Origin of the sequence: Sphingobacterium pedocola (assembly GCF_015209965.1) — a bacterium.
Taxonomy (GTDB): Bacteria; Bacteroidota; Bacteroidia; order Sphingobacteriales; family Sphingobacteriaceae; genus Sphingobacterium; species Sphingobacterium pedocola.
Map to the genome: position 1 here is coordinate 1109400 of NZ_MU158690.1, position 23126 is coordinate 1132525.

Genomic DNA, 23126 nt, shown 5'->3' on the forward strand with positions numbered 1-23126 from the left:
TTTTGAATCCGTCGTGCAAATATTTTTGTGATCGGATCCGGTGTGGTTCCTTTTTGATAAACGCATGAACAAATTTTTTATGAATCGACTTTTGATTTTTTTCTTCTTACTTCTCGTTCAGCACGCGAATGCACAACATGATATCGAAACATACAAACTCGTATGGTCAGACGAATTCAATAACGAGGGAAAAGTAGATCCCCGAAACTGGTCCTTTGAAGAGGGTTTTAAACGCAACAATGAAGACCAATGGTATCAACGGGAAAATGCCTATTGCAAGGATGGTTTATTGGTTATCGAAGCCCGTAAAGAAGCAAAGCCCAACCCTGCTTTTGAGAAAGAAAGTACTCATTGGGCAGCGTCACGTCCAAGTATCCAATATACGTCCTCATCGATAAATACCCAAAGCAAGCACAGCTGGAAATATGGCCGCTTTGAGATGCGGGCGCGCATTCCCATTGGTTCTGGTTTATGGCCGGCATTTTGGACATTAGGTGTCGATAAAGAATGGCCTTCCAATGGTGAAATAGATATCATGGAGTATTACAAGGGCAACATACTGGCAAATATCGCCACAGGTACAGCCAAACAATGGAACGCCGAATGGCATAGTACAACGAAGTCTGTCAAAGAGCTTGGCGGAAAAGCTTGGGCAGCACAGTTTCACGTTTGGCGGATGGACTGGGATGAAAATGAAATTTCGTTGTACGTAGATGACCTGTTGTTGAATCGCGTAGCCGTCGAACGATTGGTTAACAAAGATGGAAGCGGCTTTAATCCTTTCCGGCAACCGCATTATATATTGCTGAATTTTGCACTGGGAGGCATCAACGGCGGTAAAATCGACGAAAGCCTGCTGCCTGCAAAATACGAAATCGATTATGTACGTGTATACCAAAAAGACTCTTCTTTACAGGAGGAGGCTTCCCAGTTTACACCGGGTGATCGCTGGCTTGATCAGAATGGCGAGCATATCAATGCACACGGTGGTGGGGTGTTATATCACGACGGAATCTATTATTGGTATGGCGAGAAGAGAGGCGGGCGCGAGTCCCAAGGGGTTAACGTGTATGCATCCAAAGACCTTTACAACTGGGAGCACCAAGGGTTAGCGCTCTCACCGGCGTCCGACTTGGATAGCCCGATCCAGTGGGGATGTATAATCGAACGTCCTAAAGTAATCTTCAACGAAAAGACCAAGAAATTTGTTATGTTTTTCCATTTAGAGCTGAAGGGTCAAGGTTATGCTGCTGCGCAAGTTGGTATTGCCGTGTCTGATTCACCAACCGGGGATTTTAAGTTTTTAAAATCGTCCCGAGTCAATGCTGGCGTATGGCCCATGAATATGAGCAAAGAACAACGAGAATCGAGTGTCAATCCAAGCGATCACCCTACCTGGTGGACTCCGAAATGGCGGAACGCTGTTGAAGAAGGTCTATTCGTGCGAAGGGATCTCGCGAATGGTCAGATGTCACGCGATATGACCCTATTTGTCGATGACGACAACACGGCTTACCATGTCTATTCTTCAGAAGAAAACCTCACGCTACATATCGCTGAATTAACCGCTGATTACTTAGGTTATACCGGTAGATATATCCGTATAGCGCCAGGCGGTCATAATGAAGCTCCTGCGCTTTTAAAAAAGGATGGTAAATATTATATGATTACCTCTGGCTGTACAGGATGGGATCCCAATGCCGCGCGTCTGTTGACTGCCGATCATATATTGGGAGGCTGGACGGTCTTACCTAACCCTTGCGTGGGGCAGGATGCGCATCTAACGTTTCGCGGACAGGGAACCCATATATTCCCCGTACAAGGTAAGAAAGACGCTTTTATTTTTATGGCCGATCGGTGGAAGCCACGAAATTTAATTGATAGCCGATATCTGTGGCTTCCGGTTGCCTTCGATGGAGCTAGGTTAAGTCTTCACTGGAACGAACAATGGGATTTGAGTGTGTTCAATTAAATCAGATTATAATGAAGTTTCTCCATAAAAGTACCTTTTCCTTACTGTTATTCGGCTTAGGTATTCAAGCTGCGGTTGCACAGTCCAGCATAACATTGTCCAATGACGGGCGTATAGAAAATATAGTCAAAGCCGACGACGACCGTAAAGGAATTCCCTGGCTCGACGAGACCATTGTTGAACAGAATAGACTTCCGATGCGGAGCGACTACATCGTTTATGCCGACGAAGAAGAAGCTGAACAGGGCGATTGGACCAAGTCATCCAATTATCAAAGTCTAAATGGATTATGGAAATTCAAATGGGTAGAAGCTCCTGCAGATTTACCTGTCAATTTTGAAGCTACCGATTATGATGATAGTCAATGGCCTACATTTCAGGTTCCCGGAAATTGGGAAATGAATGGATATGGATTTCGGATGTACACGACTTCGGGTTTTGAGTTTAGGTATCTGCTGGAAGGTGGTCGTGCCACTCCGCCAGTCATCCCTATGGATTTTAATCCGACCGCAGTTTATAGAAGAGAGGTGAACATTGGGAATGAATGGGATGGGAAAAATATCTTGCTCCATATCGGTGCAGCCAAATCAAATCTTTCTGTGTGGGTCAATGGAAAATATGTAGGCTATGGGGAAGACAGTAAATTACCTTCGGAGTTTGATATCACATCTTATTTAACCAAAGGAAAAAACCTGATTGTACTAAAGATAATGCGTTGGGGAGTCGCTAACTATTTAGAAGATCAGGATATGTGGCGGCTTAGCGGAATCACGCGGGATTGCTATCTGATCGCACGACAGCCAACGTATATCTATGATGTAGATGTTGTACCCCTACTGGATAATACACTTTCGAAAGGATCATTACGTACGAAGGTGAGCTTGAACAAACCGTCTATAGAAAAGCTAACTGCCGAAATTGAGCTGAAGTGCGGCAATACCACTATACAGAGAGATATGATTGCCTTCGCAGGCCTTCAAACATTGGAATCGGTGATGCAAGTTGAAAATCCAGCACTATGGTCGGCCGAGACACCGAATTTATATGAAGTCATCACCACATTGAAGAATGCCAAAGGTGAAACCCTGGAGATTATACCCCAACGGATTGGGTTTCGAAAAATTGAAATCAAAGCGGGACAGTTTTTGGTCAATGGCCAACCGATATTAATTAAAGGAGTCAATAGACACGAGACCGATCCGTTGACGGGGCACGTCATTTCTAAAGAAGCTATGTTGAAGGATGTGCAGTTAATGAAACAATTTAACATCAACTCGGTTCGCACCAGTCACTATCCTAATTCCGAGTATTGGTTGGAATTATGTGATGAATATGGTCTTTATGTTATCGACGAAGCAAATATCGAATCGCACGGTATGGGCTACGATTTGTCGTATACCATGGCCAATCGTCCGACATGGGAGGAGGCACACATTTCCCGCGTGATGCGTATGATTGAACGCGACAAAAATCATGCGAGTGTAGTCATTTGGAGTATGGGTAATGAGGCGGGTAATGGTTACAATTTCTATAGAAGCTATGTGAAGATGAAGGAGCGAGATACAACACGACCTGTGCAATACGAGCGGGCCGTTAACAATTACGGAGAACTGCGTTTTGACTGGAATACAGATTTGAACGTGCCGATGTATGCTAGTCCGGACGCAATGAAAAATTACGCAAAACGTAACCCCAAGCCCGAGAAACCATTTATACAATGCGAATATGCACATGCAATGGGCAATTCGTTAGGGAGCTTCAAAGATTATTGGGATATCATCCGTGAAAATAAAGGTATTTTTCAAGGCGGTTATATTTGGGATTTTGTAGATCAATGCTTTATCAAAATAAATGAAAAGGGTGATACCGTGTATACCTACGGTGGAGACTATGAACCAAAAGAAGCGATAACGGGGTGGAACTATGCCTCGAAAGGAATTTTTTATGCCAACCGTACACCTTACCCTCATGCCTGGGAGATGAAGAAAGTCTACCAAGATGTGCATACTACTTTAATAGGAAAAGATACGCTGGCCATATACAACGAAAAATTTTTTACCGATCTCTCCAATGTCAGAATGGAATGGGAGATTATTTCAAACGGCAAGAAAGTGCAAAATGGTATTATGGATCATATTCCGGTTTCTCCACAGCAAACAGTACACATTCCGTTGAAATACAATGCTGTCAACGATGGCGAACTGTTTTTGAACCTAACCTACAAGCTGAAAGATGCGGAGCCGTTGCTTGCAGCCGGACACATTGTGGCGACGGAGCAATTATCCTTAGGAGGCAGCTATAAGCCAGCCACGAGGTTAGATCGGCAAGTAGCAATATCAACTTTTCAAGATGATGTGGGTATAGTTGTTCGAAGTAAAGACCTTGAAATGGTGTTTGACAAACAGACGGGCTGGTTAACGAAGTATATCTACAAGGGGACGGCTTTTGCCGACGAAAATTACGCCTTCAAAGCTAATTTTTGGCGAGCGCCTAACGACAATGATTTCGGGGCCAATACACCTGATAAATTAAAAGCATGGAAAGAAGTGACGAATCAAACAACATTAAAAGATATGCGGTATGAAGTGATAAACAACCTCGCTTATGTTACAGCATCTTACGAACTTCCACAGGTGTTTGCAAAGTTGGAGATGAAATATGTCATCAATAGCCAGGGTGAAATTAGCACTACGCAAACATTGAAAGCCGATGCCGGACAAAAAGTCGAAGCTCTTCCCCGGTTTGGTATGCAGTTGATTCTACCTGCGGGTTTCGAACAGGTGGAATATTACGGTAGAGGGCCCCATGAAAACTACAGCGATAGAAATTTCAGTTCACACATTGGTCTTTATCAGCAGACTGTAGACGATCAATATTTTCCGTATGTCATGCCCAACGAAACGGGCAATAAGACGGATGTTCGTTGGTGGAAATTGATGAATAAAAAGGGTAAAGGTTTACTGGTTATAGCGGATACGCTGCTGAGCATGAGCGCACTGCATTATTTTGATAGCGATCTCGACGATGGTGCAAAACGTGCACAAAGACATGCCGCTGACTTGGTACGGAGAGAGCAGACGCAGTTGAATATCGATCTCAAACAGATGGGCGTTGGTGGGGTGAACAGTTGGGGAGCTTGGCCACTAAAAGATTACCTGCTTCCTTACCAAGACTATTCATTCTCATTTGTGATCAGGCCCATGTAACCGTCGTATGCATCAATTCTGTGCTTATTGATGAGTATGTGGACTATAATAGACGGGTTTGTATATGCTAATTCGATGGGAAAGTTTTAATTTTAGGGTTTATGAATAAAGCCTAACCGAAGATAAGAATCTATAATGAACAAAAAAATGAAATTAATAAAACGCTATGTGCTTTTTGTGATGCTCGCCATACCTATGGCGGTAATTGCGCAACCTGGTTTTGGAGATGCCGAAAAAATAAGCAGTGATTGGGTTTTCCGATTAGGTGATATCCAAGATGGCGCAAAAACTGATCTGGATTTACGTGGATGGAGAAAAGTGACCCTTCCACACGACTGGACGGTAAAACAGACGTTAAGCCCTTCGTTGGCAAGTGCGACGGGCTACCTGCCCGGAGGCATCGGTTGGTATCGTAAGCAATTAAACGTATCCGCTGATAAAAGGGGAGAGAAAATTTACTTATACTTCGAAGGCGTATACAATAGGAGCGAGGTATTTGTTAACGGACAATCTTTAGGAAAGCGTCCAAATGGATACATCTCCTTCATGTACGATGCGACCCCCTATATCAAATTCGGTGGCGAGAATGTGATCGCCGTACGTGTCGATCACAGCCAAGATGCTGATTCTCGGTGGTATACGGGGTCAGGTATATACCGCGATGTCTGGATGGTAACCGCCAATCCCGTTCATATCGATCAGTGGGGCGTCTATGTCTACCCATCTCTTGATGGGAATAAATCAAAATTAAATATCCAGGTTGATTTAAACAATGAAAATGTAGCTTCGGCCAATGTGTCGATAGCGCATGAACTTATTGATCCTCACGGAAAGATAGTTGCTAAAAAGACGACGAAATCAATTATTCCTGCAGGACAAAAGCAGGAGGTGAAATTGTCTTTTGATGTTAAAAATCCGCAGCTATGGAGTTTGGAAAATCCACAACTGTATACCCTAAAAACGACCGTGCTACAAGACGGAAAACGAATCGATGCCTCTGTGGTGAAAACTGGTTTTAGAACCTATACCTTTGATGCGAATAAGGGGTTCGCGTTGAATGGAGAGTGGATGAAGGTCAAGGGTGTCTGTTTGCATCATGATGCTGGCGTTCTAGGAGCGGAAGTATATCCGGAGGTTTGGAAACGCCGTTTATTGACGTTAAAATCATTGGGTGTGAACGCCATTCGCACAAGTCATAATCCGCAAGCAAGCAGTTTGTACGAATTGTGTGATGAGTTAGGCCTGCTGGTCATGAATGAAGCTTTTGACGAATGGGAATTTCCGAAGCGTAAATGGCTACAGGGATGGAATCAAGGAACCCCGGGGTTCCAAGGTACATATGATTTTTTTGAAGAATGGGGAGAGCGTGATCTGGCAGATATGGTGAAAAGAGACCGCAACCATATTTCAATATTTGCATGGAGCATTGGTAATGAGGTCGATTATCCGAATGATCCGTATTCGCATCCGGTGTTGGCGGGTAGTAAAGAAGGAGGCTTTACGCAGCCTATTTTTGGTGGATATAAAAAAGATGCCCCTGATGCCATGCGATTAGGGGATATCGCGAAGCGCCTTGTCGCTGTCGTCAAAAAATATGACACGAGTAGGCCGGTGACAGCCGGATTGGCTGGAGTTGCTATGTCAAATGAGACGGCATATCCCGAGGCTTTGGATATTGCAGGTTATAACTACACGGAAAGCCGCTATGGGAGCGACCATCAGCGCTATCCCGAACGTGTTATTTTTGGCAGTGAAAATAGACATGATCTTGGTGCATGGAAGGCTGTAAAAGACAACGAGCATATCTTCGGACAATTTTTGTGGACTGGAATAGATTACCTGGGCGAGTCTGGGAGATGGCCATCAAGAGGATTTTACTCCGGACTTTTGGATTTTGCAGGCTTCATTAAGCCGAGGGGATATTTTCGTCAAGCACTATGGTCTGAGGAGCCCATGGCATATCTAGGGACATACCCTTTGCAGGGAGGCGGTGCCGCTACAGATGTCTGGTCGGTATTGGAAGCCGATCAAGGACAGAAAAAGGATCAAGCTCCCTCCATGGATGCCTGGCCAATTTGGAACTATCAAGCTGGACAGGAAATTCGGGTGGTTTGTTATACTAATGCGGCTCACGCTCGATTGGAATTGAATGGAAAAATCGTTGGAGAAGTGAAAGCATACAATGAAAAGGAAGGAATTATATATTGGGATATCCCTTATGAGGCTGGAAAGTTGGAAGTAATTGGATTGAACGACCAAAACAACGAGATTTTCCGTTATAGCATCCAATCCAGCAACCGGCCACATGCGCTGCAATTAATCAATCCGATAAAAACTGCAGTAAAAACTGGTGATGTCGTACAGATCGAGCTACAGGTGGTGGACGAGGCCGGCGTACCCGTCTCGTTGTCGGATGATGAAGTCGTCTGCCAAATCTCTGGGGCCGCGCGTTTATTGGGTATGGAAGCCGGTAATAATTCGGATATGACCGATTATACCGATAATCGTCAACGGGTCTTTCAAGGTAAGATCATCAACTACGTACAAGTCCGCGGCAATACCGGGGAAAAAGTATCTTTGCGTTTTAATTCTACTTGGTTAACTCCTGTTGAAGTAGCATTTACAATTGAATAAATAGCAACAAAATAGGATCTTTCGAACAGTTTTCTTCTTTTGTCATAGGGAAAAACGTACTGCTTTCTTATGTGAAGGAGGAAAACTGTGAGAAATAGTTTACAAACACATCAAGGTGCTTATTCCGCAAACGCAATTTGGCGATTTCGTTTTAAACAAATTCCTCTGCGAAACTGTCCTGTATCTCCGATAATACTTCTTGGATTTCGGCATGCGTTTGCAGTGTAACCAACTGCATACGATATTCTTTAAAATTCGGAATACCCTTAAAATAATTGGCGTAATGTCTACGCATTTCAAAAATTCCAACCTTATCCCCTTTCCATTCGATAGATTTCGTCAGATGTGTACGGCATACTTCCACACGCTCTGCAATTGTAGGCCCTTCTAATCTTTCTCCTGTATTAAAAAAGTGCTTTACCTCTCTAAAAATCCAGGGATATCCTATTGAAGCACGGCCTATCATAATACCGTCCACTTCGTATTCCTGACGCCAGACTGCTGCTTTTTCCACAGAATCGATATCGCCATTTCCAAAAATAGGAATATGAATACGGGGATTACGTTTTACGTCTCGGATCATAGACCAGTCGGCTTGTCCTTTGTACATTTGGGCACGTGTACGGCCGTGAATCGAAAGCGCTTTAATACCGATATCCTGTAAGCGTTCAGCTACTTCATACACATTTTTGGTGCTATCATCCCATCCGAGGCGTGTCTTCACCGTTACGGGAAGATTAGTTGCCTCCACTACAGCTTTCGTCATGGCGACCATCTTATCAATGTCTTGTAATAGACTAGCTCCAGCTCCGCGGCAAGCTACATTCTTTACCGGGCAGCCATAATTGATATCGATTAAATCTGGATTCGCTTGCGAACATATCTCGGCAGATTGACGCATATGCTCAATGTCTGATCCAAAAATCTGAATGCCAATAGGACGTTCGTATTCAAAAATATCGAGCTTTTGACGTGATTTAGCAGCGTCCCGAATTAAACCCTCCGAAGAAATAAACTCGGTATACATCATATCTACGCCATTTTGTTTGCATACGTAACGAAATGGCGGATCACTCACGTCCTCCATGGGAGCTAGTAAGAGCGGAAACTCACCTAAATCAATATTTTCGCCAATTTTTATAGACATAATGCAAACTTAGATAACTTACCGTTTATATGCAAGTTACTCGTCTCGAATATGATAAAGTAAGCTACTATGTAGAGATCGAACATATCAAAGAATGTTACGGAAAGTAATGGGCTGAAATGTGTTAAAGCGATTGTTTTTATCAAATGACTAAGGAACTGGAGACTTTTTTGATTATTTTATAATTTCTGTTTGTTTATTTAAAAATTATTTTAAATTTGCACTGCAATGACAATGACAAATACATATCAATTATGGTGGTGGCCTGAAGCAAATCGCGTCGGGAGCAATCTTTTGGTATATAGATAAAGAGTTTCATAATCAACCAAAACCATTTGAAAACTAAGCCCGACAAAATTTGTCGGGCTTTTTTTCTGAAAGGTTTTGTATTATTGAGTAATTATTAGAAGTATGTCTTATATATTTAAAACGAATTATAGAAAGATACTAGCAGATACCACTACACCTGTTAGCATTTATTTGCGTTTGAGAGATTCTTTTCCAAATAGTCTTTTGTTGGAAAGTTCGGAATACCATAGTAGAGATAATAACATCAGTTATATCTGTTGTCAACCCATTGCGGGTATTAAACTCGAAAAGGAAACGTTAGAAATCACTTACCCAAATAGCGAGAAAATCAAAAAGGATGCTTCCACAATTGTACTCCGCAACGAGGTTTCTGACTTTAGAAAATCTTTTGAATCGAATCGTTTAGCGGATGTTAACGTGATATCGAATGGCTTGTTTGGCTATTTTACGTTCGATGCTATAGAACATTTTGAAGATATCAAACTAACAACACCCGTGGATGAAAGACGGGATATCCCGTATCTTCAATACCACGTATACAAATACGTGATTGCCATCGATCACTTTCGGAATCAGCTGTATATCTTCGAACACCTATTGGAAAATGAAGCGTCAGATCTTGAGCGCATGGAATACCTGATACAGAATAAAAACTTTCCAGAATATTCTTTTAAAATAAAAGGCGAAGAATCTTCTAATATGTCGGACGGAGATTTCAAAAATCTGGTGCTGAAGATGAAAGAACATATCCAACGTGGGGATGTGTTTCAAATAGTGCCTTCTAGAGGATTTAGTACGCCGTTTCATGGAGACGAATTTAATGTATACCGCGCCCTGCGATCGGTAAACCCTTCTCCTTATCTATTCTATTTTGATTATGGTGACTTCAAATTATTTGGTTCATCTCCAGAAGCGCAGCTTACCATCAAAAAGTCAGAAGCGACGATCTATCCTATTGCCGGTACTTTTAAGCGGACCGGTGACATGGAGCAAGATGAAAAGATAGCCGAGGAACTGAAAAATGATCCGAAAGAATCTGCTGAGCACGTGATGTTGGTAGATTTAGCACGTAACGATCTAAGCCGCCATTGTACCAATGTACAGGTCAAGTCGTATAAAGAAGCACAATATTATTCGCATATTATCCATTTGGTTTCCAAAGTTTCGGGAAAACTCCATGAAACAGCTAATCCCTTTGATGTGGTAGGAGATACCTATCCGGCCGGTACATTGTCTGGAGCCCCTAAACATATGGCCCTTACCTTAATAGATCGATACGAAGGCCAACAACGTTCTTTTTATTCCGGTGCGCTAGGTTATATGGGCTTCAATGGAGACTTCAATCACGCGATTATGATCCGATCTTTTCTGAGTAAGCATAACGTGTTACACTATCAAGCTGGAGCAGGCATCGTATTGGATTCGGATCCCGAAAAGGAATTGCAAGAAGTAAATCATAAAATTGCCGCTTTGCGCAGTGCGTTAAAAATAGCTGAGACGTTGTAAAAGGTTTCATTACTATACAAATAAAAATACATGAGCAATAAAATATTAGTTATAGATAACTATGACTCCTTTACCTATAATTTAGTTCATCTCTTACAGGAATTGGACCAGGACTACGACGTTGTGAGAAATGACAAATTCGAGTTGAACGATGTGGATGCGTACGACAAGATTTTACTATCGCCCGGACCCGGACTTCCGGAAGAAGCGGGGCTACTGTTAGATGTTATCCGGACGTATTCGTCTACGAAAAGCATTCTAGGAATCTGTCTCGGTCAGCAAGCTATTGCCGAGGTATTTGGAGGTACACTTTTTAATATGCCAAAACCGTTGCACGGAGTAGCTACTGATATTATTGTAACGGATGATAGCGAAAAATTATTTCAAGATTTTCCCCGGGACTCAAAGATTGGCCGTTACCACTCTTGGGCTGTCGAAAAGGAGGGTTTGCCTCCTTCACTTAAAATTACAGCTTTGGATTCCAACGGTATTATCATGGCACTATCGCACACGGAGTACGATGTCAAGGGGATGCAATTCCATCCCGAATCGATCCTGACAGATAACGGTAAATTGTTAATTGCAAACTGGTTGAAGTAGCTTCTTGGAAGCTCTAAATTTATTTATACTTTAGGAGGAGGCATTTAAAAGTATTCTTGACGTGCGTCATTGCGAGAAACGTAGTGACGAAGCAATCTTACGAATGCTCCCTTCTGATAATCAATTAAGAAATGACTATTTTAGATAAAATTGTAGCTAAAAAAAAGATAGAAGTCGCTGCGGCAAAGGCAGAAATTTCGTTGGCGGAATTAGAAAAATATCCGCTGTATGATAGAACCTGTTACGCGCTTAATGAATCGGTATTGCATGCGGATAGGACCGGCATCATAGCAGAATACAAGCGTGCTTCTCCTTCCAAAGGTGTCATCAATGCCGTGTCCTCCGTTCAGGAAGTTGTGAAGGGGTATCAGGATGCGGGAGCGTCTGCTGTTTCGGTATTAACGGATCCCGATTTTTTTCAGGGCAGCTTGGCGGATCTGACGTCTGCCCGTGAGGTATTGACTATTCCGCTGCTGCGAAAAGAATTTGTGATCGATACGTATCAGATTGCGGAAGCGAAAGCCTATGGTGCAGATATTATTCTTTTGATAGCCGCTTGTCTTACATCAGAGGAGATCCGTGATTTTTCATCTTATGCTAAATCATTGGGTTTGAATGTGCTATTAGAAGTGCATAACGAGGAGGAATTGAACCGCAGTATTTTTGATACGATAGATGCTATCGGTGTCAATAATAGAAATCTAAAGGACTTTTCCGTGTCGCTAGATCATTCCTATGATCTGGTAAACAAGATTCCAGATCGTTTTATTAAGGTGTCCGAAAGTGGTATCTCTGATCCAGTCACTATTCGCGAATTAAAACAAGTTGGTTATCAAGCCTTTTTGATCGGCGAGAATTTTATGAAAACAGATGATCCTATGGAAGCAATACAGGCATTTGTAAAGGAGCTGTAGCGTGGCAGATTGATGATTTCTGCCACCGTACAGTTATGCAATGTTAAATGCGGCTACAATACTTGCTGGATGAAGTTCTTTGGAGTTAAGCTACGATAGCCCTGCTTAAAGCAACCCCTCTTCGATGCATTTTTTTATCATGCTGCCACTAGTTGTTGTTTCCGTTTTTTTAAGGATATTCTTCCGATGTACCCGGACCGTCTGTACGGATATCCCGAGTCGCTGCGCAATCGCTGTACTCGATAGTCCCTTGGCTATCAGCGGAAGAATCTCGAGTTCACGCTTTGTTAAAGGTGATTTTTGTCCGTGTTTTGCCGGCCTTGTCGAAAGATCGATCTGATGGAAGTCCGTTCGGCCGTTGATTCCTATTATTGTGGCGATATAGTTGTTCTGCTGTGTTAGGTGCTGTATATCTGTGTGGATATTTAGGCTTTTTGCGATACGGTTCTGCTTATCGACAACGAGAGAAACAGCCTGGTGATGGAAAAGATGATAGGAACCGTCTGCCATTCTCATCCGAAAACAGTATCCCGATTTGAGTGATTTAACGTGTTTTGCGCCTATTTGAACGATTTTTCCATAACAGAGCTCTTCAGCGCGTAATACAAACTGGATGTCTTCAGGATGAATCAAATCGATGATTTGCTGTAAGTGGATAGGGATAGCGTCGAACCCGTGTATATCACAGATATTGGGAAGATGATGGCTTAGTTCTTTTGTCATAATGTCGATCAGGTAGTAATAATAATTACCGACGACGAATATTTCTGATATGAGCTGCAGAATATCATCTGCATCAACAAGCGCTTTTTCTGGTGAGAAGATCTCCGGATATTTTTCCCAAACAGGAGCTAACACATGATTATCGCTTTCCATCCTATTTTTCAATTTGATTTTAGTGTTTTTTCTATGCTGCCGATCTCATACACAAGTAATGCAAGTTTATTGATTATTGTCAAGCTAAAAAATACCTCATTTGTGGTATTTTACAGTAGGCGCACGCCAAAGTTTCTATAATAGATTTAATTCAATACATTTTTTTATCATGCTGGTACTGTTTGTTGTTTGCGTTTTTTTAAGAATATTCTTCCGGTGTACACGGACGGTCTGGACAGAGATAAATAATTGTTCTGCTATTTGCTGGCTGGATAGGCCCTGTGCCAAGAGTGTGAGTACTTCCATCTCGCGCTTAGAAAGCCGAGGTGGCAGGATGTCAGTTTGCCGGTCAGACAAGTCTATCTGACAATAGTAATTGCGCTCACCGATGCCGTTGATCAATATGATTTTATTGTTTAGAGGTATGATATGTTGCATATCGGTATGGATATGGAGTGCGGTGATTAGATGTCCTTCATCATCCTTTGCCAGGAGTACGGCCTGATGGTGAAAGAGGTGGTATGAGCCGTCGGCCACACGCATACGACAGCAGTAACTTTTTTTGAGGGTTAATTGGTGCTGAATCCCAATTTCTTTTATTTTTTCCAGTGTGGCTTGTTCAGCAGCAATCACAAAATCGATATCGTCAGGATGAATGAGGTCAACGATCTGCTGTAATGTCGCCGGATATTCTTTAATACCGTGAATGGATAAAATCGTATCGACGGGATGATTTAAGCTGTAATCAGAAATATGAATGGTGTAATAGTAGAATGGACCCAGAGCCAGTATTTCGGCGAGGTGCTTACCGACCGAATGTGCATTGAGGACGGTAAGCTCGTCTGCCAAGCGTGCGGGATAGCTTTCCCAAAGTCCTGAAAGTAGATGCTGTCGTTCCTTCATAATCGGCTATGAAATAGTCGCTTCTTATCTGCTCGAATCGATTTAATCCGTGCGGCAAGCTTACGCCTATCCTTTTTATTAGTTAACATATGGTGACTAAAGATACGAACAGGAACAATGTTTTGCAATTTTTTTAAACGAAAAAATACCCCATTTGGGGTATTTTTTCGGAAAGGATATTTGTGGTTATTTGTTGTGGGAATGAGAGCTGTCAATTATTTGTATGACAGAGTATTAAGTTGAAATTATTAGTGATTAGAATATACAAATTATGAAAACAAGATTATTACTATTACACTTAATTTTGTTGGGTAGGAGTAGCTTGGGGACAGCAAACTAAAATTATAAAATTAGAGCCCTTTGATAAAGACTGTATCCCTTCCCATATCAAGGTTGGAAGATACGTTATATCAGCACGATGAAAGATGATGAGGATAAACTGTTAATCAGCTTAACGGAGGAATAAGATAAAATGCTCATTAATTTGGCGAATTACCTAAATAGTTTCAATCCATGAATCACCTTCCTATTTATCAAGCTTCCAATGTGTTTGCAAAAAATAGGAGGTTTGGTACGGTTTTGGTTAAATGAGAGCGGAGATAATAACATTATCACTTAGACAAAATTTATTAGAATGAAAGAATTAATCGAAAAGATCAGTGCCGAATTTGAGGCATTCAAAAGCGACGCCGATGTACAGGCAGAAAAAGGAAACAAAGCAGCTGGAACAAGAGCCCGCAAAGGAACATTGTCCTTGGAAAAACTATTGAAAGAGTTTAGAAAAGTATCCCTTGAAGATTCAAAAAAATAAGTCAATACTTGCACAAAGTAAAATAAGATAGCCGCCTTTTTTGGATGGCTATCTTGCCTTTTATATAGTTTGTGATCCTTTACACTACAATTTCCTTTTCTTAGGGCTCCGTCCAATAAATCTTATAACCATTTTTCATAAAGCTTCTTAGCCTCCGAATGCGGTTTCATTTTTTTGTTGTCAGCGTCAGCGATTCCCTGCGCGATAGATACCTTCTCCTCGTCAGATACATTATCCCACCAATCTTTAGTTTCCTCTTTTCTGAAAGTTACCAATTTTTCAATGATTAAGCTATCTTCCAACGTGGAAAGCCATTGGATAAGTTCTATCTTTTTATCTAATAATTTAGCGTCCATCTCCTGCCTTAAATTTAGTTCTACCATACCAAATTTACGAAATTTATTTGACACGATTGCAAGTTGTTTTACATATTGGCTATGATGAAGCATACCGCTGTATATCACAAAGAGATTGCAAATTTGGGAGATTGGATAGTTACACATAAACTTAGCATATCCCACTGGACGCAAAGTCGTTATTTCTTTATAGTTTTCTTATGGAATTTCGTACCTTGAGGCATCATATAATTGAAGTTTAATATTCATGGACGAAAGGGGACTGCTTACATATTACAAACAGACAGGTGATTTGGATACCCTAGGTAAATTGTATGCGCCATATATGTCCTTGTTATACGGCGCGTGTTACAAATACCTGCAGGACGAGGAGCGCAGCCAGGACGCGGTAATGCAGATCTTTGAAGAGCTGATCGTTAAGCTTCGTAGCCATGAAGTCGAAAATTTCAAGAGCTGGCTTTACGTCTATGCGCGGAACTACTGCCTGATGCAGTTACGAAAGGAAAAGAGGGTAACAAATGTTGATATTGAAGATAACCTGTATGAGAGCGAACAACAGCTTAGCCAATCGGATGAAAAGGATTGGACGGAGGGCGATTTTGCAAAGTTAGAGACCTGTCTACAGACGCTAAACGCGGAGCAAGAGCGGTGTGTGCGTTTGTTTTATTTGGAACAGAAATGCTATAAAGATATTGCGGATATAACAGGGTTTGATCTGAATAAAGTGAAAAGCTTTATTCAGAACGGCAAGCGTAACCTTAAAATCTGTATGGAGAAGAAGAAGTAATGGAAAATAATTATCAGCTATCAAGAATTCATAATTACGTCATGGGGCTCATGAGTAAGGAAGAAATGTATGCTATTGAGCGGGAAGCGTTGCAGGATCCCTTTTTGCAGGATGCCATTGATGGATATAAGATGCAGCAAGGGGTTGATGCAAAGCAACTCAGCATCCTGCAACAACGCCTCGCCCGGCGGATAGAAACACAGGCAAAGGATAGAAATAGACGTTTCTTTGGTTGGCAGCGTCTAACCGTGGGATTGGCTGCTGCTGTACTTTTGGTCGTAGCCTGTTCGTTGATATTCTTTAACTTTATCACCTCTAAACAGGAAAAAAAGACAGAAGTGATTTTAATGGAGCATCAGCTACGTGTAGATTCACGTCCATTGGCTAATAATGATGCTGTTCCGGAAATGGGCTGGCCGCAATTTAATGAAGAATTGAATTCTGAAGTCCGGGATATTTTATCGACAGAAGATGTTATTGTACGGTTTAACGTGGAAAAGGGTTTGGCCGCGGCGATCACCGTCACCGGTACGTCGACCGCTACTATTGGACCTGTGCTTATCGAATTTGTACGGGATAAAGTCAAATGGAACGGAACACGAGGTGAAATCCGTATTGAAATGGATTCAAAAGAATAAGGCGTATTTCCAATAGTTGCGGGTTTTGATATAGACATCTTGACCGGTCAGTACCGCCCCAATGTCCAATACTGAAAACCGCTATTTGCTTTGCTCATCGTCCCCAATAGCACGTACCTCACGGTCATCAAAAAAACGAATGGAAACTTTATTCATAGTTTTTAATTAATAAATGATAAAATGAACATGATCACTTATGCTTCAACATATTTTTCTAACATCAAACACCACTCTCGCTCTTTCAGCATTTTCGTGAGGATTTGAAGTTTTAATCTTGCCCCTATTTGCCAATTCATTTAATCGATAAAACAAAAAACTATCACCCACGCATCCGCCTCCAAACTTTTTCCATATTTCAAAAAGCGCATAAGCAACGACTAAAGGTGAACTCTTAGGTTCATCATTGCAGTGATTTAACAGGTATTGGTCGAAAAATGTCTCATCACCGGATACATAATTCCCCGATCTGTCAAAAAGATGTACCATTGATTGATCTGTACGAAGCTGATCCCAGATCGACGCAAATGATTGTTTGTCATCTGCAGATAATTCCTCAAAGTGTTGGGAGGCTTCTGAAATATGCTCTTTATGCATTACTTGTAGGGAGGTGAGATCCAATTTTACACCCTTCTCATTCCGAAATTCCATCTTATCAAAATTAAGCTTATAGATAGGAATAGAGGCTTCATGCAAATGGAAAAGTAGTCGCGCTATAGTAATCTTTTCATTGGCTTCATCACCCAGCCATAAGTATATCTTTTCATATGTATTGGATCTGTCAATAAGTTCCCTTAAACCATTAAGATCGTCATCGATAAAATTAGAATCCCCTTCCGATTGTATTGAACCAAACACCTTTTGCAACCAACGTTTTCGATTTTCTATTGCATCCACATGGTCGAGATCACAGAGTGGTCCCTGAGAAAGTGGGTCGGTGAAGTTGAGTATCTCATCTTTCTCTGTATCAATTATTAGGCTTTGGACAAGTGTCGCATTTCTAGCGAAACCAAAGGTGATATGAAGGTACTTGTTAGACATGTATAGCTACCTATCCTTCAACAACCTCTCCAAGTACTCTACCTTAGATTTTTCGGCTTCTAAAAGGCGTTCGTAAAGCTTTTTATTTTCTTCGTAAGCTTCGATAAGCTTGTCAAGAGGATTAAAGGTTGGATGTATATTTATGGCATTAAGCGTCGATGTATCATGACTTGTGAAAGTGTTGTTAATAATATTTAGCACTTTATCTTCATCAAAATTCTCAATAGCTTCCGGAGTAACACCCAAGATTTCCGCTACCTGCGCCAATAAATCTGCTTCAATAGCAGCACTTTTCTCGATATTCGATACCGTCTGTTGACTTACTCCCAATTCAATAGCTAACGCTTCCTGTTTCATGCCCCGCAGTTCGCGGATTCGGCTAATTTTTCTGCCTATATGGTTTGTCGTGTTAGTCGTACTCATAAGTCCAAAGTTAACAAATATTCAGCGTTCAAGATACGAAATATCTTGAGATGGTACAAAACAAGGATAGCGTTGTACAATACAAAGGCTACTGGTGTTATACAAGCTGTTTTGGTTCGGTACGTGGGCTGCGCTTTGTTCATTTGTGTAAACCAAAATTAAGAGCATATGGGACATACTATCAGTAACGTAAATGGTTCGTATCATGAGAATCCGGTGAATAACGTCGCAAATCACCACAATGAAAATCAAAACACCACAAATCACATCTATCTCCATCCAGGACACCATTCCGGTGAATTTGAAAACTGCATGCGTAAGGTTGGAGGATTGCTGCAGATTGATAGGGAATACTCACAGCTTAAACCTCTTTTAGAAATGTTAGTAGCGGTAACAGAACCAGAGAGGTTATTTTTCCATACGTTACCTTCTATTGATGCACACGAACTAAAATCTTGCCATGAGATAAAATTGGTATTTCGGGAAGAGAGAATTGAAAATGTTAGTTCACTAGAAGGTTTTACTTCAGTGTCATCATTTAAGCATGCAAACGTGATGATCACTGTCCAATCGAATAGAGATTATGAAGAAGATTCAAACGACTGGACTAATGAAGATGTTTTATGTCTTCGAGAAGAGTTTCTTGTGTACTCCAATAGTCCATATAGACTGAAACAATATGCATATGATCAAGTGAAATATTCTTATGATAATGTTCTTAAGATATTTAACAAAAACTACGAGGATGCAATAAATGCATTTAATTTTAGTAAATCACTTCTTGGAAAAGGAGCCCATTTTCAATCCTATTGGATATTAGTAAGGGTGGTTGAACAGATTTATAATGCAATTATTTATCCGTTTGATAATACATTCCATGTGGGGTTGAAATTACAAGATTTAAAAAAGAAAGCTGCGAAATATCTCCCCCAATTGTTTTCTTTTGATTATGATCTTTATGATGTTGAACAACTCTCTGAAGTACTTGTGGAAAATGAATTCAAACTTGGTTCTATTTGCGGAACTTATGATCACACACTTGATATCGTTGAAGAGTTTATCACTGTGGTAAAGTCTTGTTTTGAATCTAAGCTTAATTATTTACTTAATTATGGAATTCTTGCAGATTCGGATTTACCTAAAAGATAGTTTTCAGTTTTACCCCCGCCTAATAGTACGTTTCTTAAAAATGCTAACTGTGAATTCACTTCTTGATTTATGAAAAATATCTACATAAATAATCCGAAAGACGAATATGACACCCGATGGTTTTTGCTTAAAGGAGGGATTTCTGATGCGATTTGCCATGATAATTTCGAATCATTTAGGAAAGAACTCTGGCACCTTCTTGTATTAATAACATCACGTGTTTTTATAGACGGTAGGGAAAGAGACGAGCAACGACTAACTAAAACTTTGGACAAAGTTATACTAATGGTTAAAGGAAGCCATTACTTTTTACATCATAAAAAGCGTTTGATATTTGGAAATGATAGGATTGATATTAAATGGTATCGAAATCCCTATCGCTCATTAAAAAAATATCGACCTAAGGATGACCCGAAACTAAATCATCACTTAGCACATTTTGAAGAGCGGATTACACAACTTACTCGGAAAGAATCACGGAACTTTACATTGGCTTTTGAAAATTTTTTTTCTGAAATGGATATATCTTCTTGGCTTAATCTTCTTGATGATTGGAAATCGTGTGTGAGACAAGGTGATAGCCTACCTGAATATGGAGCAGATTGTGCCCCCTTAACGACTTATGAAAAGGTATTGTCATTGTATGAGGCTTGCATATTGAGCTATCATTGGGCTAATAATACGTATCCTCCTCCGAATAGGCATCTAATTGAATACTATCTACAGATTGAACAAGGTCGTTATCAATATACGAATCCATTTGAGATGTTAAACTCGTGTTTTTTTGAAATAAAACACGGGAAATTACGTGAAATTATCAAAGAGATTTATCAAAAAAACAACACTGAACAAAAGGATATAATTAAGAATGCAAACGAAGTTCGTCATGTACTGCGTGACCTTATTCAAATTGGCTGGTTATTATTGCAAACGGATTATTTTCCAGAAAATTGGGTTAAGCCTAATAGTTTCAGCTTTTTACAAAGCCCAATACCGGAAGAGGAAATGAATAGTTGGCATCCTAAAAGCTTAAGCTATAAGGAAAGAATCAACCTAAGAAAGACATTGTCAAAATTGTATTATAATTTTAATGTACTTAAAGAAATTCACATGTTAGACGCTTGCATTATTAGTTACTTGGAAGGAAAAGGTGTCGACTGCAATAATGAAAATTTTAAATCACGAGACCGCCTACTTAAAATATTAGATGTTTTGACTCTGGTATCGTTAGATCTTATACAGCGTCGAACAAAACTAGAGGGGATAGACTATCCACCAATATCAGACGTTGAGAAAGAGACAAAAGAACAAAAATGAACCCGAAAATCTATAAATCATGGAAATTACAGATAAAAACGACCAGACTGATTTGAATAACATCATTCCGATTCTGGCAAGCAAATACAATATAGATCGAATATTTATAACACCTATTATGCGATTGACGTTCCATTTTACGAGTTGGTAATCCTAATATCCAATAAGGAGGATAAGTCTGTTGTAAACCACATCCTCAGAAGGTCTATCTTATATTGATTAGGATGAAGCATAGCGGTAGGAAGTACGGTGTTAACGATTTTTGACGAGTGCAGGAAGCTCGTTCGAGGAACATTCGCTGAAGGGTAAATTTGAATAGTGTCGTTAGCCGTAAGGCCAACGACTTTGCTATTTCCTCTTATCCTTCACCCCCTTATCAAAACCGATCAGGTTCAGTCTTTACATTAATACGCTGTAAGATCGCCACACCTTCGTGCCTTCGGTTCGCAATGACGAAGAAAGTATCTTTATTACTCTTCCCAGCGAACTTTCTCGGCGATAGGATTCCGTACAGCTTCCCGCTCTTCACTCTGGTGATGACCTAAGTAAAAGAGTCCGATGCACTTTTGATTCGGCTCCAATTGTAAGAATTCGCCCATGTGATTGATGAGACCCGGTGAGGCCCAGTATCCACCCAATCCGATGGAATGGGCGGCGAGCCACATATTTTCAACCGCACAGGCCGTCGCTGCCAATTCTTCCCATTCCGGTAGTTCGCCCGTATAGTTTACGATGATAGCGATAGCAGCATTAGAAAGCGTTGCTTTTTTTGCCATATTGATCTCAGTAGCTTCTGCGTATTTTTCAGCAGGCGTGATATGCTTATACACACGGCCTAGTTCGGCACCTAAACGGTTTAATCCGTCTTTGCGAAACACCACAAACCGCCATGGTTGGGTACGCTTGTGTGTTGGAGCTGAATTTGCCGCTTCTAATACCGTTTCCAGATCTTCTTTGCTTACTTCCTGATCCGTGAAATTCACTTGGAATACAGACCTTCTTAGATGGATCGCTTTTAATACTTCGTTTTTATAACTCATGTCTTTTGTCGTTGAATACTATGTTATTAATTTGTTTTTTCTTCCCATAAGGAAGCAATGTGTAATATGGTTAATACGGCTTTTTCCATATCCTGACGGCTTACCCATTCTTGCTTGCCGTGAAACGCATGGCCGCCCGCAAATACATTAGGGCAAGGAAGCCCCATAAAAGATAGCCGAGACCCGTCCGTGCCTCCTCGTATACTTCTACGCTCTGGGTGCATACCGGCCCGTCCGATAGCCTCCAGTCCAATTTCCATGATCTGTGGATATTGATCCAAGATTTCTTTCATATTACGGTACTGTTCCTGCACCTCGAATGTGTAGGTGGAGCTAGGGTATTTACTTAATATGTTTTTAACATGGTTTTCCAATTCGGTTTCATACCGGCCCAGATTGGCAGTAATATGATCCCGAATAATAAATTCTATAGTCGCCTTTTCCACAGTTCCACTGAAATTAGTGGGATGTACAAAGCCCTCTTTTCCGGACGTGCTTTCGGGTGAAAGGCGATCATCGGGCAGCGTGCCTACAATCTTAGACGCGATTTTAATGGCACTCTGCATTTTTTCTTTCGCAAACCCGGGATGTACGGATACGCCATGAATGGTAATTTTAACGCCATCGGCCGAAAAGGTTTCATCTTCTATCGTTCCGGCCTTTTCACCATCCAGGGTATACCCAAATTGCGCACCTAGCTTTTCAATGTTCACAAAATCTACGCCTTTGCCAATTTCCTCATCCGGTGTAAAAAGAATTTTGATATCGCCGTGTTTGATTTCGGGATGATTTAGGAGTAGGCGTGCAGCATCCATGATCTCGGCGACACCAGCTTTATCATCCGCCCCCAACAAGGTGGTGCCACTCGCGGTAATAATATCATTTCCAATCTGATTGGCAAGATCCCGGTGTTCGTCGTAGCGGATTACAATGCTCTTATCGTCGGGAAGCATAAGGTCTTGACCTTGATAATTGTGGTGTACAACAGGTTTTACATGCTCGCCGGAAGAGTCAGGAGAGGTATCTACATGCGAACAGAAGCAGATAACGGGCACATTTTTCAAGGTATTGGAAGGAATGGTAGCATACACATAACCATATTCATCCAAATGAGCGTCTTTAACGCCCATTTCCAATAGTTCCCGGACCAGTAATTTGCTTAAATTCTTTTGCTTTTCCGTGGAAGGGAATGTTGGGGAACTCGCATCAGACTGTGTATCTATTTGAACGTAGCGTAGAAAACGTTCGGCTACAGAGAAATCTTTTATGCTATTGATCGTACTCATTTAATTTGTTTAAGGAGCCCAAAGTTAGTAAGAATACACGAATACACGAATACGCGAATCTGCAAATGTGTAAATCTGCGAAAGAGCGAATTCACAATATTGTAACAATAACTTTATACAGTAAATATGTGCCCCAAATGTTGCTTGCTAGGCAATGGAGTGTCTTTGTAGATCGTTCGCAGGACACAGCAGGTTGCCCAACATCGGAATTAGT

The 23126-nt window shown here is 41.1% G+C and carries 19 protein-coding genes; 11 read left to right on the forward strand and 8 right to left on the reverse strand.

Annotation, left to right across the window (positions count from 1 at the left end; genetic code table 11):
- Positions 1 to 64 precede the first annotated feature (64 nt).
- From C4F40_RS14700 to C4F40_RS14710, 3 genes are all read left to right on the forward strand, one after another.
- Positions 65 to 1972, forward strand: coding sequence for a family 43 glycosylhydrolase (locus C4F40_RS14700; RefSeq protein WP_196940134.1), 1908 nt, complete (start codon positions 65 to 67; stop codon positions 1970 to 1972).
- An 11-nt stretch (positions 1973 to 1983) separates the two neighbouring features.
- Positions 1984 to 5178, forward strand: a complete 3195-nt coding sequence (locus tag C4F40_RS14705; protein WP_196940135.1) for a glycoside hydrolase family 2 TIM barrel-domain containing protein — start codon at positions 1984 to 1986, stop codon at positions 5176 to 5178.
- 147 nt (positions 5179 to 5325) lie between these two features.
- The gene (locus C4F40_RS14710) at positions 5326 to 7812 is read left to right on the forward strand and encodes a sugar-binding domain-containing protein (RefSeq protein ID WP_196940136.1); all 2487 of its coding nucleotides are present in this window, start codon (positions 5326 to 5328) and stop codon (positions 7810 to 7812) included.
- A gap of 151 nt (positions 7813 to 7963) precedes the next feature.
- On the opposite strand, the gene dusB is transcribed toward C4F40_RS14710, so the two are convergent.
- On the reverse strand, positions 7964 to 8959 hold the full coding sequence (gene dusB / locus C4F40_RS14715; RefSeq protein WP_196940137.1) for a tRNA dihydrouridine synthase DusB: 996 nt from the start codon (positions 8957 to 8959) through the stop codon (positions 7964 to 7966).
- Between the two features lie 411 nt (positions 8960 to 9370).
- On the opposite strand from dusB, the gene C4F40_RS14720 reads away from it, so the two are divergent.
- The 3 genes from C4F40_RS14720 (at position 9371) to trpC (ending at position 12288) form a co-directional block, all read left to right on the forward strand.
- Positions 9371 to 10774 (forward strand): anthranilate synthase component I family protein, encoded by a 1404-nt coding sequence (locus C4F40_RS14720; RefSeq protein WP_196940138.1) that lies wholly within the window; start codon positions 9371 to 9373, stop codon positions 10772 to 10774.
- A gap of 30 nt (positions 10775 to 10804) precedes the next feature.
- A complete protein-coding gene (locus C4F40_RS14725) occupies positions 10805 to 11374 on the forward strand; it encodes an anthranilate synthase component II (protein WP_196940139.1) in 570 nt (189 codons plus the stop codon).
- Between the two features lie 131 nt (positions 11375 to 11505).
- Positions 11506 to 12288: an indole-3-glycerol phosphate synthase TrpC gene (gene trpC / locus C4F40_RS14730; protein WP_196940140.1), complete on the forward strand. Its 783-nt coding sequence runs from the start codon at positions 11506 to 11508 to the stop codon at positions 12286 to 12288.
- Between the two features lie 105 nt (positions 12289 to 12393).
- On the opposite strand, the gene C4F40_RS14735 is transcribed toward trpC, so the two are convergent.
- Complete coding sequence (locus C4F40_RS14735) at positions 12394 to 13164, reverse strand: LuxR C-terminal-related transcriptional regulator (protein ID WP_196940141.1); 771 nt, start codon at positions 13162 to 13164, stop codon at positions 12394 to 12396.
- A gap of 135 nt (positions 13165 to 13299) precedes the next feature.
- A complete protein-coding gene (locus tag C4F40_RS14740; RefSeq protein WP_196940142.1) occupies positions 13300 to 14067 on the reverse strand; it encodes a LuxR C-terminal-related transcriptional regulator in 768 nt (255 codons plus the stop codon).
- A 634-nt stretch (positions 14068 to 14701) separates the two neighbouring features.
- Between C4F40_RS14740 and C4F40_RS14745 the strand changes: the two genes are divergently transcribed.
- Positions 14702 to 14878, forward strand: a complete 177-nt coding sequence (locus C4F40_RS14745; protein WP_196940143.1) for a histone H1 — start codon at positions 14702 to 14704, stop codon at positions 14876 to 14878.
- A 122-nt stretch (positions 14879 to 15000) separates the two neighbouring features.
- On the opposite strand, the gene C4F40_RS14750 is transcribed toward C4F40_RS14745, so the two are convergent.
- Positions 15001 to 15288, reverse strand: a complete 288-nt coding sequence (locus C4F40_RS14750; protein ID WP_196940144.1) for a hypothetical protein — start codon at positions 15286 to 15288, stop codon at positions 15001 to 15003.
- 193 nt (positions 15289 to 15481) lie between these two features.
- On the opposite strand from C4F40_RS14750, the gene C4F40_RS14755 reads away from it, so the two are divergent.
- Both C4F40_RS14755 and C4F40_RS14760 read left to right on the forward strand, forming a co-directional pair.
- The gene (locus tag C4F40_RS14755) at positions 15482 to 16021 is read left to right on the forward strand and encodes an RNA polymerase sigma factor (RefSeq protein ID WP_196940145.1); all 540 of its coding nucleotides are present in this window, start codon (positions 15482 to 15484) and stop codon (positions 16019 to 16021) included.
- Entirely contained in the window at positions 16021 to 16659 is a 639-nt protein-coding gene (locus tag C4F40_RS14760; protein WP_196940146.1) for a hypothetical protein, read from the forward strand. Before C4F40_RS14755 ends, C4F40_RS14760 begins: the two co-directional genes overlap by 1 nt.
- Positions 16660 to 16860: 201 nt before the next feature.
- On the opposite strand, the gene C4F40_RS14765 is transcribed toward C4F40_RS14760, so the two are convergent.
- Both C4F40_RS14765 and C4F40_RS14770 read right to left on the reverse strand, forming a co-directional pair.
- Entirely contained in the window at positions 16861 to 17697 is an 837-nt protein-coding gene (locus C4F40_RS14765) for a DUF1835 domain-containing protein (RefSeq protein ID WP_196940147.1), read from the reverse strand.
- Positions 17698 to 17703: 6 nt separating this feature from the next.
- Positions 17704 to 18120 (reverse strand): helix-turn-helix transcriptional regulator, encoded by a 417-nt coding sequence (locus C4F40_RS14770; protein WP_196940148.1) that lies wholly within the window; start codon positions 18118 to 18120, stop codon positions 17704 to 17706.
- 168 nt (positions 18121 to 18288) lie between these two features.
- On the opposite strand from C4F40_RS14770, the gene C4F40_RS14775 reads away from it, so the two are divergent.
- Positions 18289 to 19269 (forward strand): hypothetical protein, encoded by a 981-nt coding sequence (locus C4F40_RS14775; RefSeq protein ID WP_196940149.1) that lies wholly within the window; start codon positions 18289 to 18291, stop codon positions 19267 to 19269.
- Between the two features lie 69 nt (positions 19270 to 19338).
- Entirely contained in the window at positions 19339 to 20586 is a 1248-nt protein-coding gene (locus tag C4F40_RS14780) for a hypothetical protein (protein ID WP_196940150.1), read from the forward strand.
- A 470-nt stretch (positions 20587 to 21056) separates the two neighbouring features.
- On the opposite strand, the gene C4F40_RS14785 is transcribed toward C4F40_RS14780, so the two are convergent.
- Positions 21057 to 21626 (reverse strand): nitroreductase family protein, encoded by a 570-nt coding sequence (locus C4F40_RS14785; RefSeq protein WP_196940151.1) that lies wholly within the window; start codon positions 21624 to 21626, stop codon positions 21057 to 21059.
- Between the two features lie 26 nt (positions 21627 to 21652).
- A complete protein-coding gene (gene pepT, locus C4F40_RS14790) occupies positions 21653 to 22912 on the reverse strand; it encodes a peptidase T (protein ID WP_196940152.1) in 1260 nt (419 codons plus the stop codon).
- Positions 22913 to 23126: the final 214 nt, after the last annotated feature.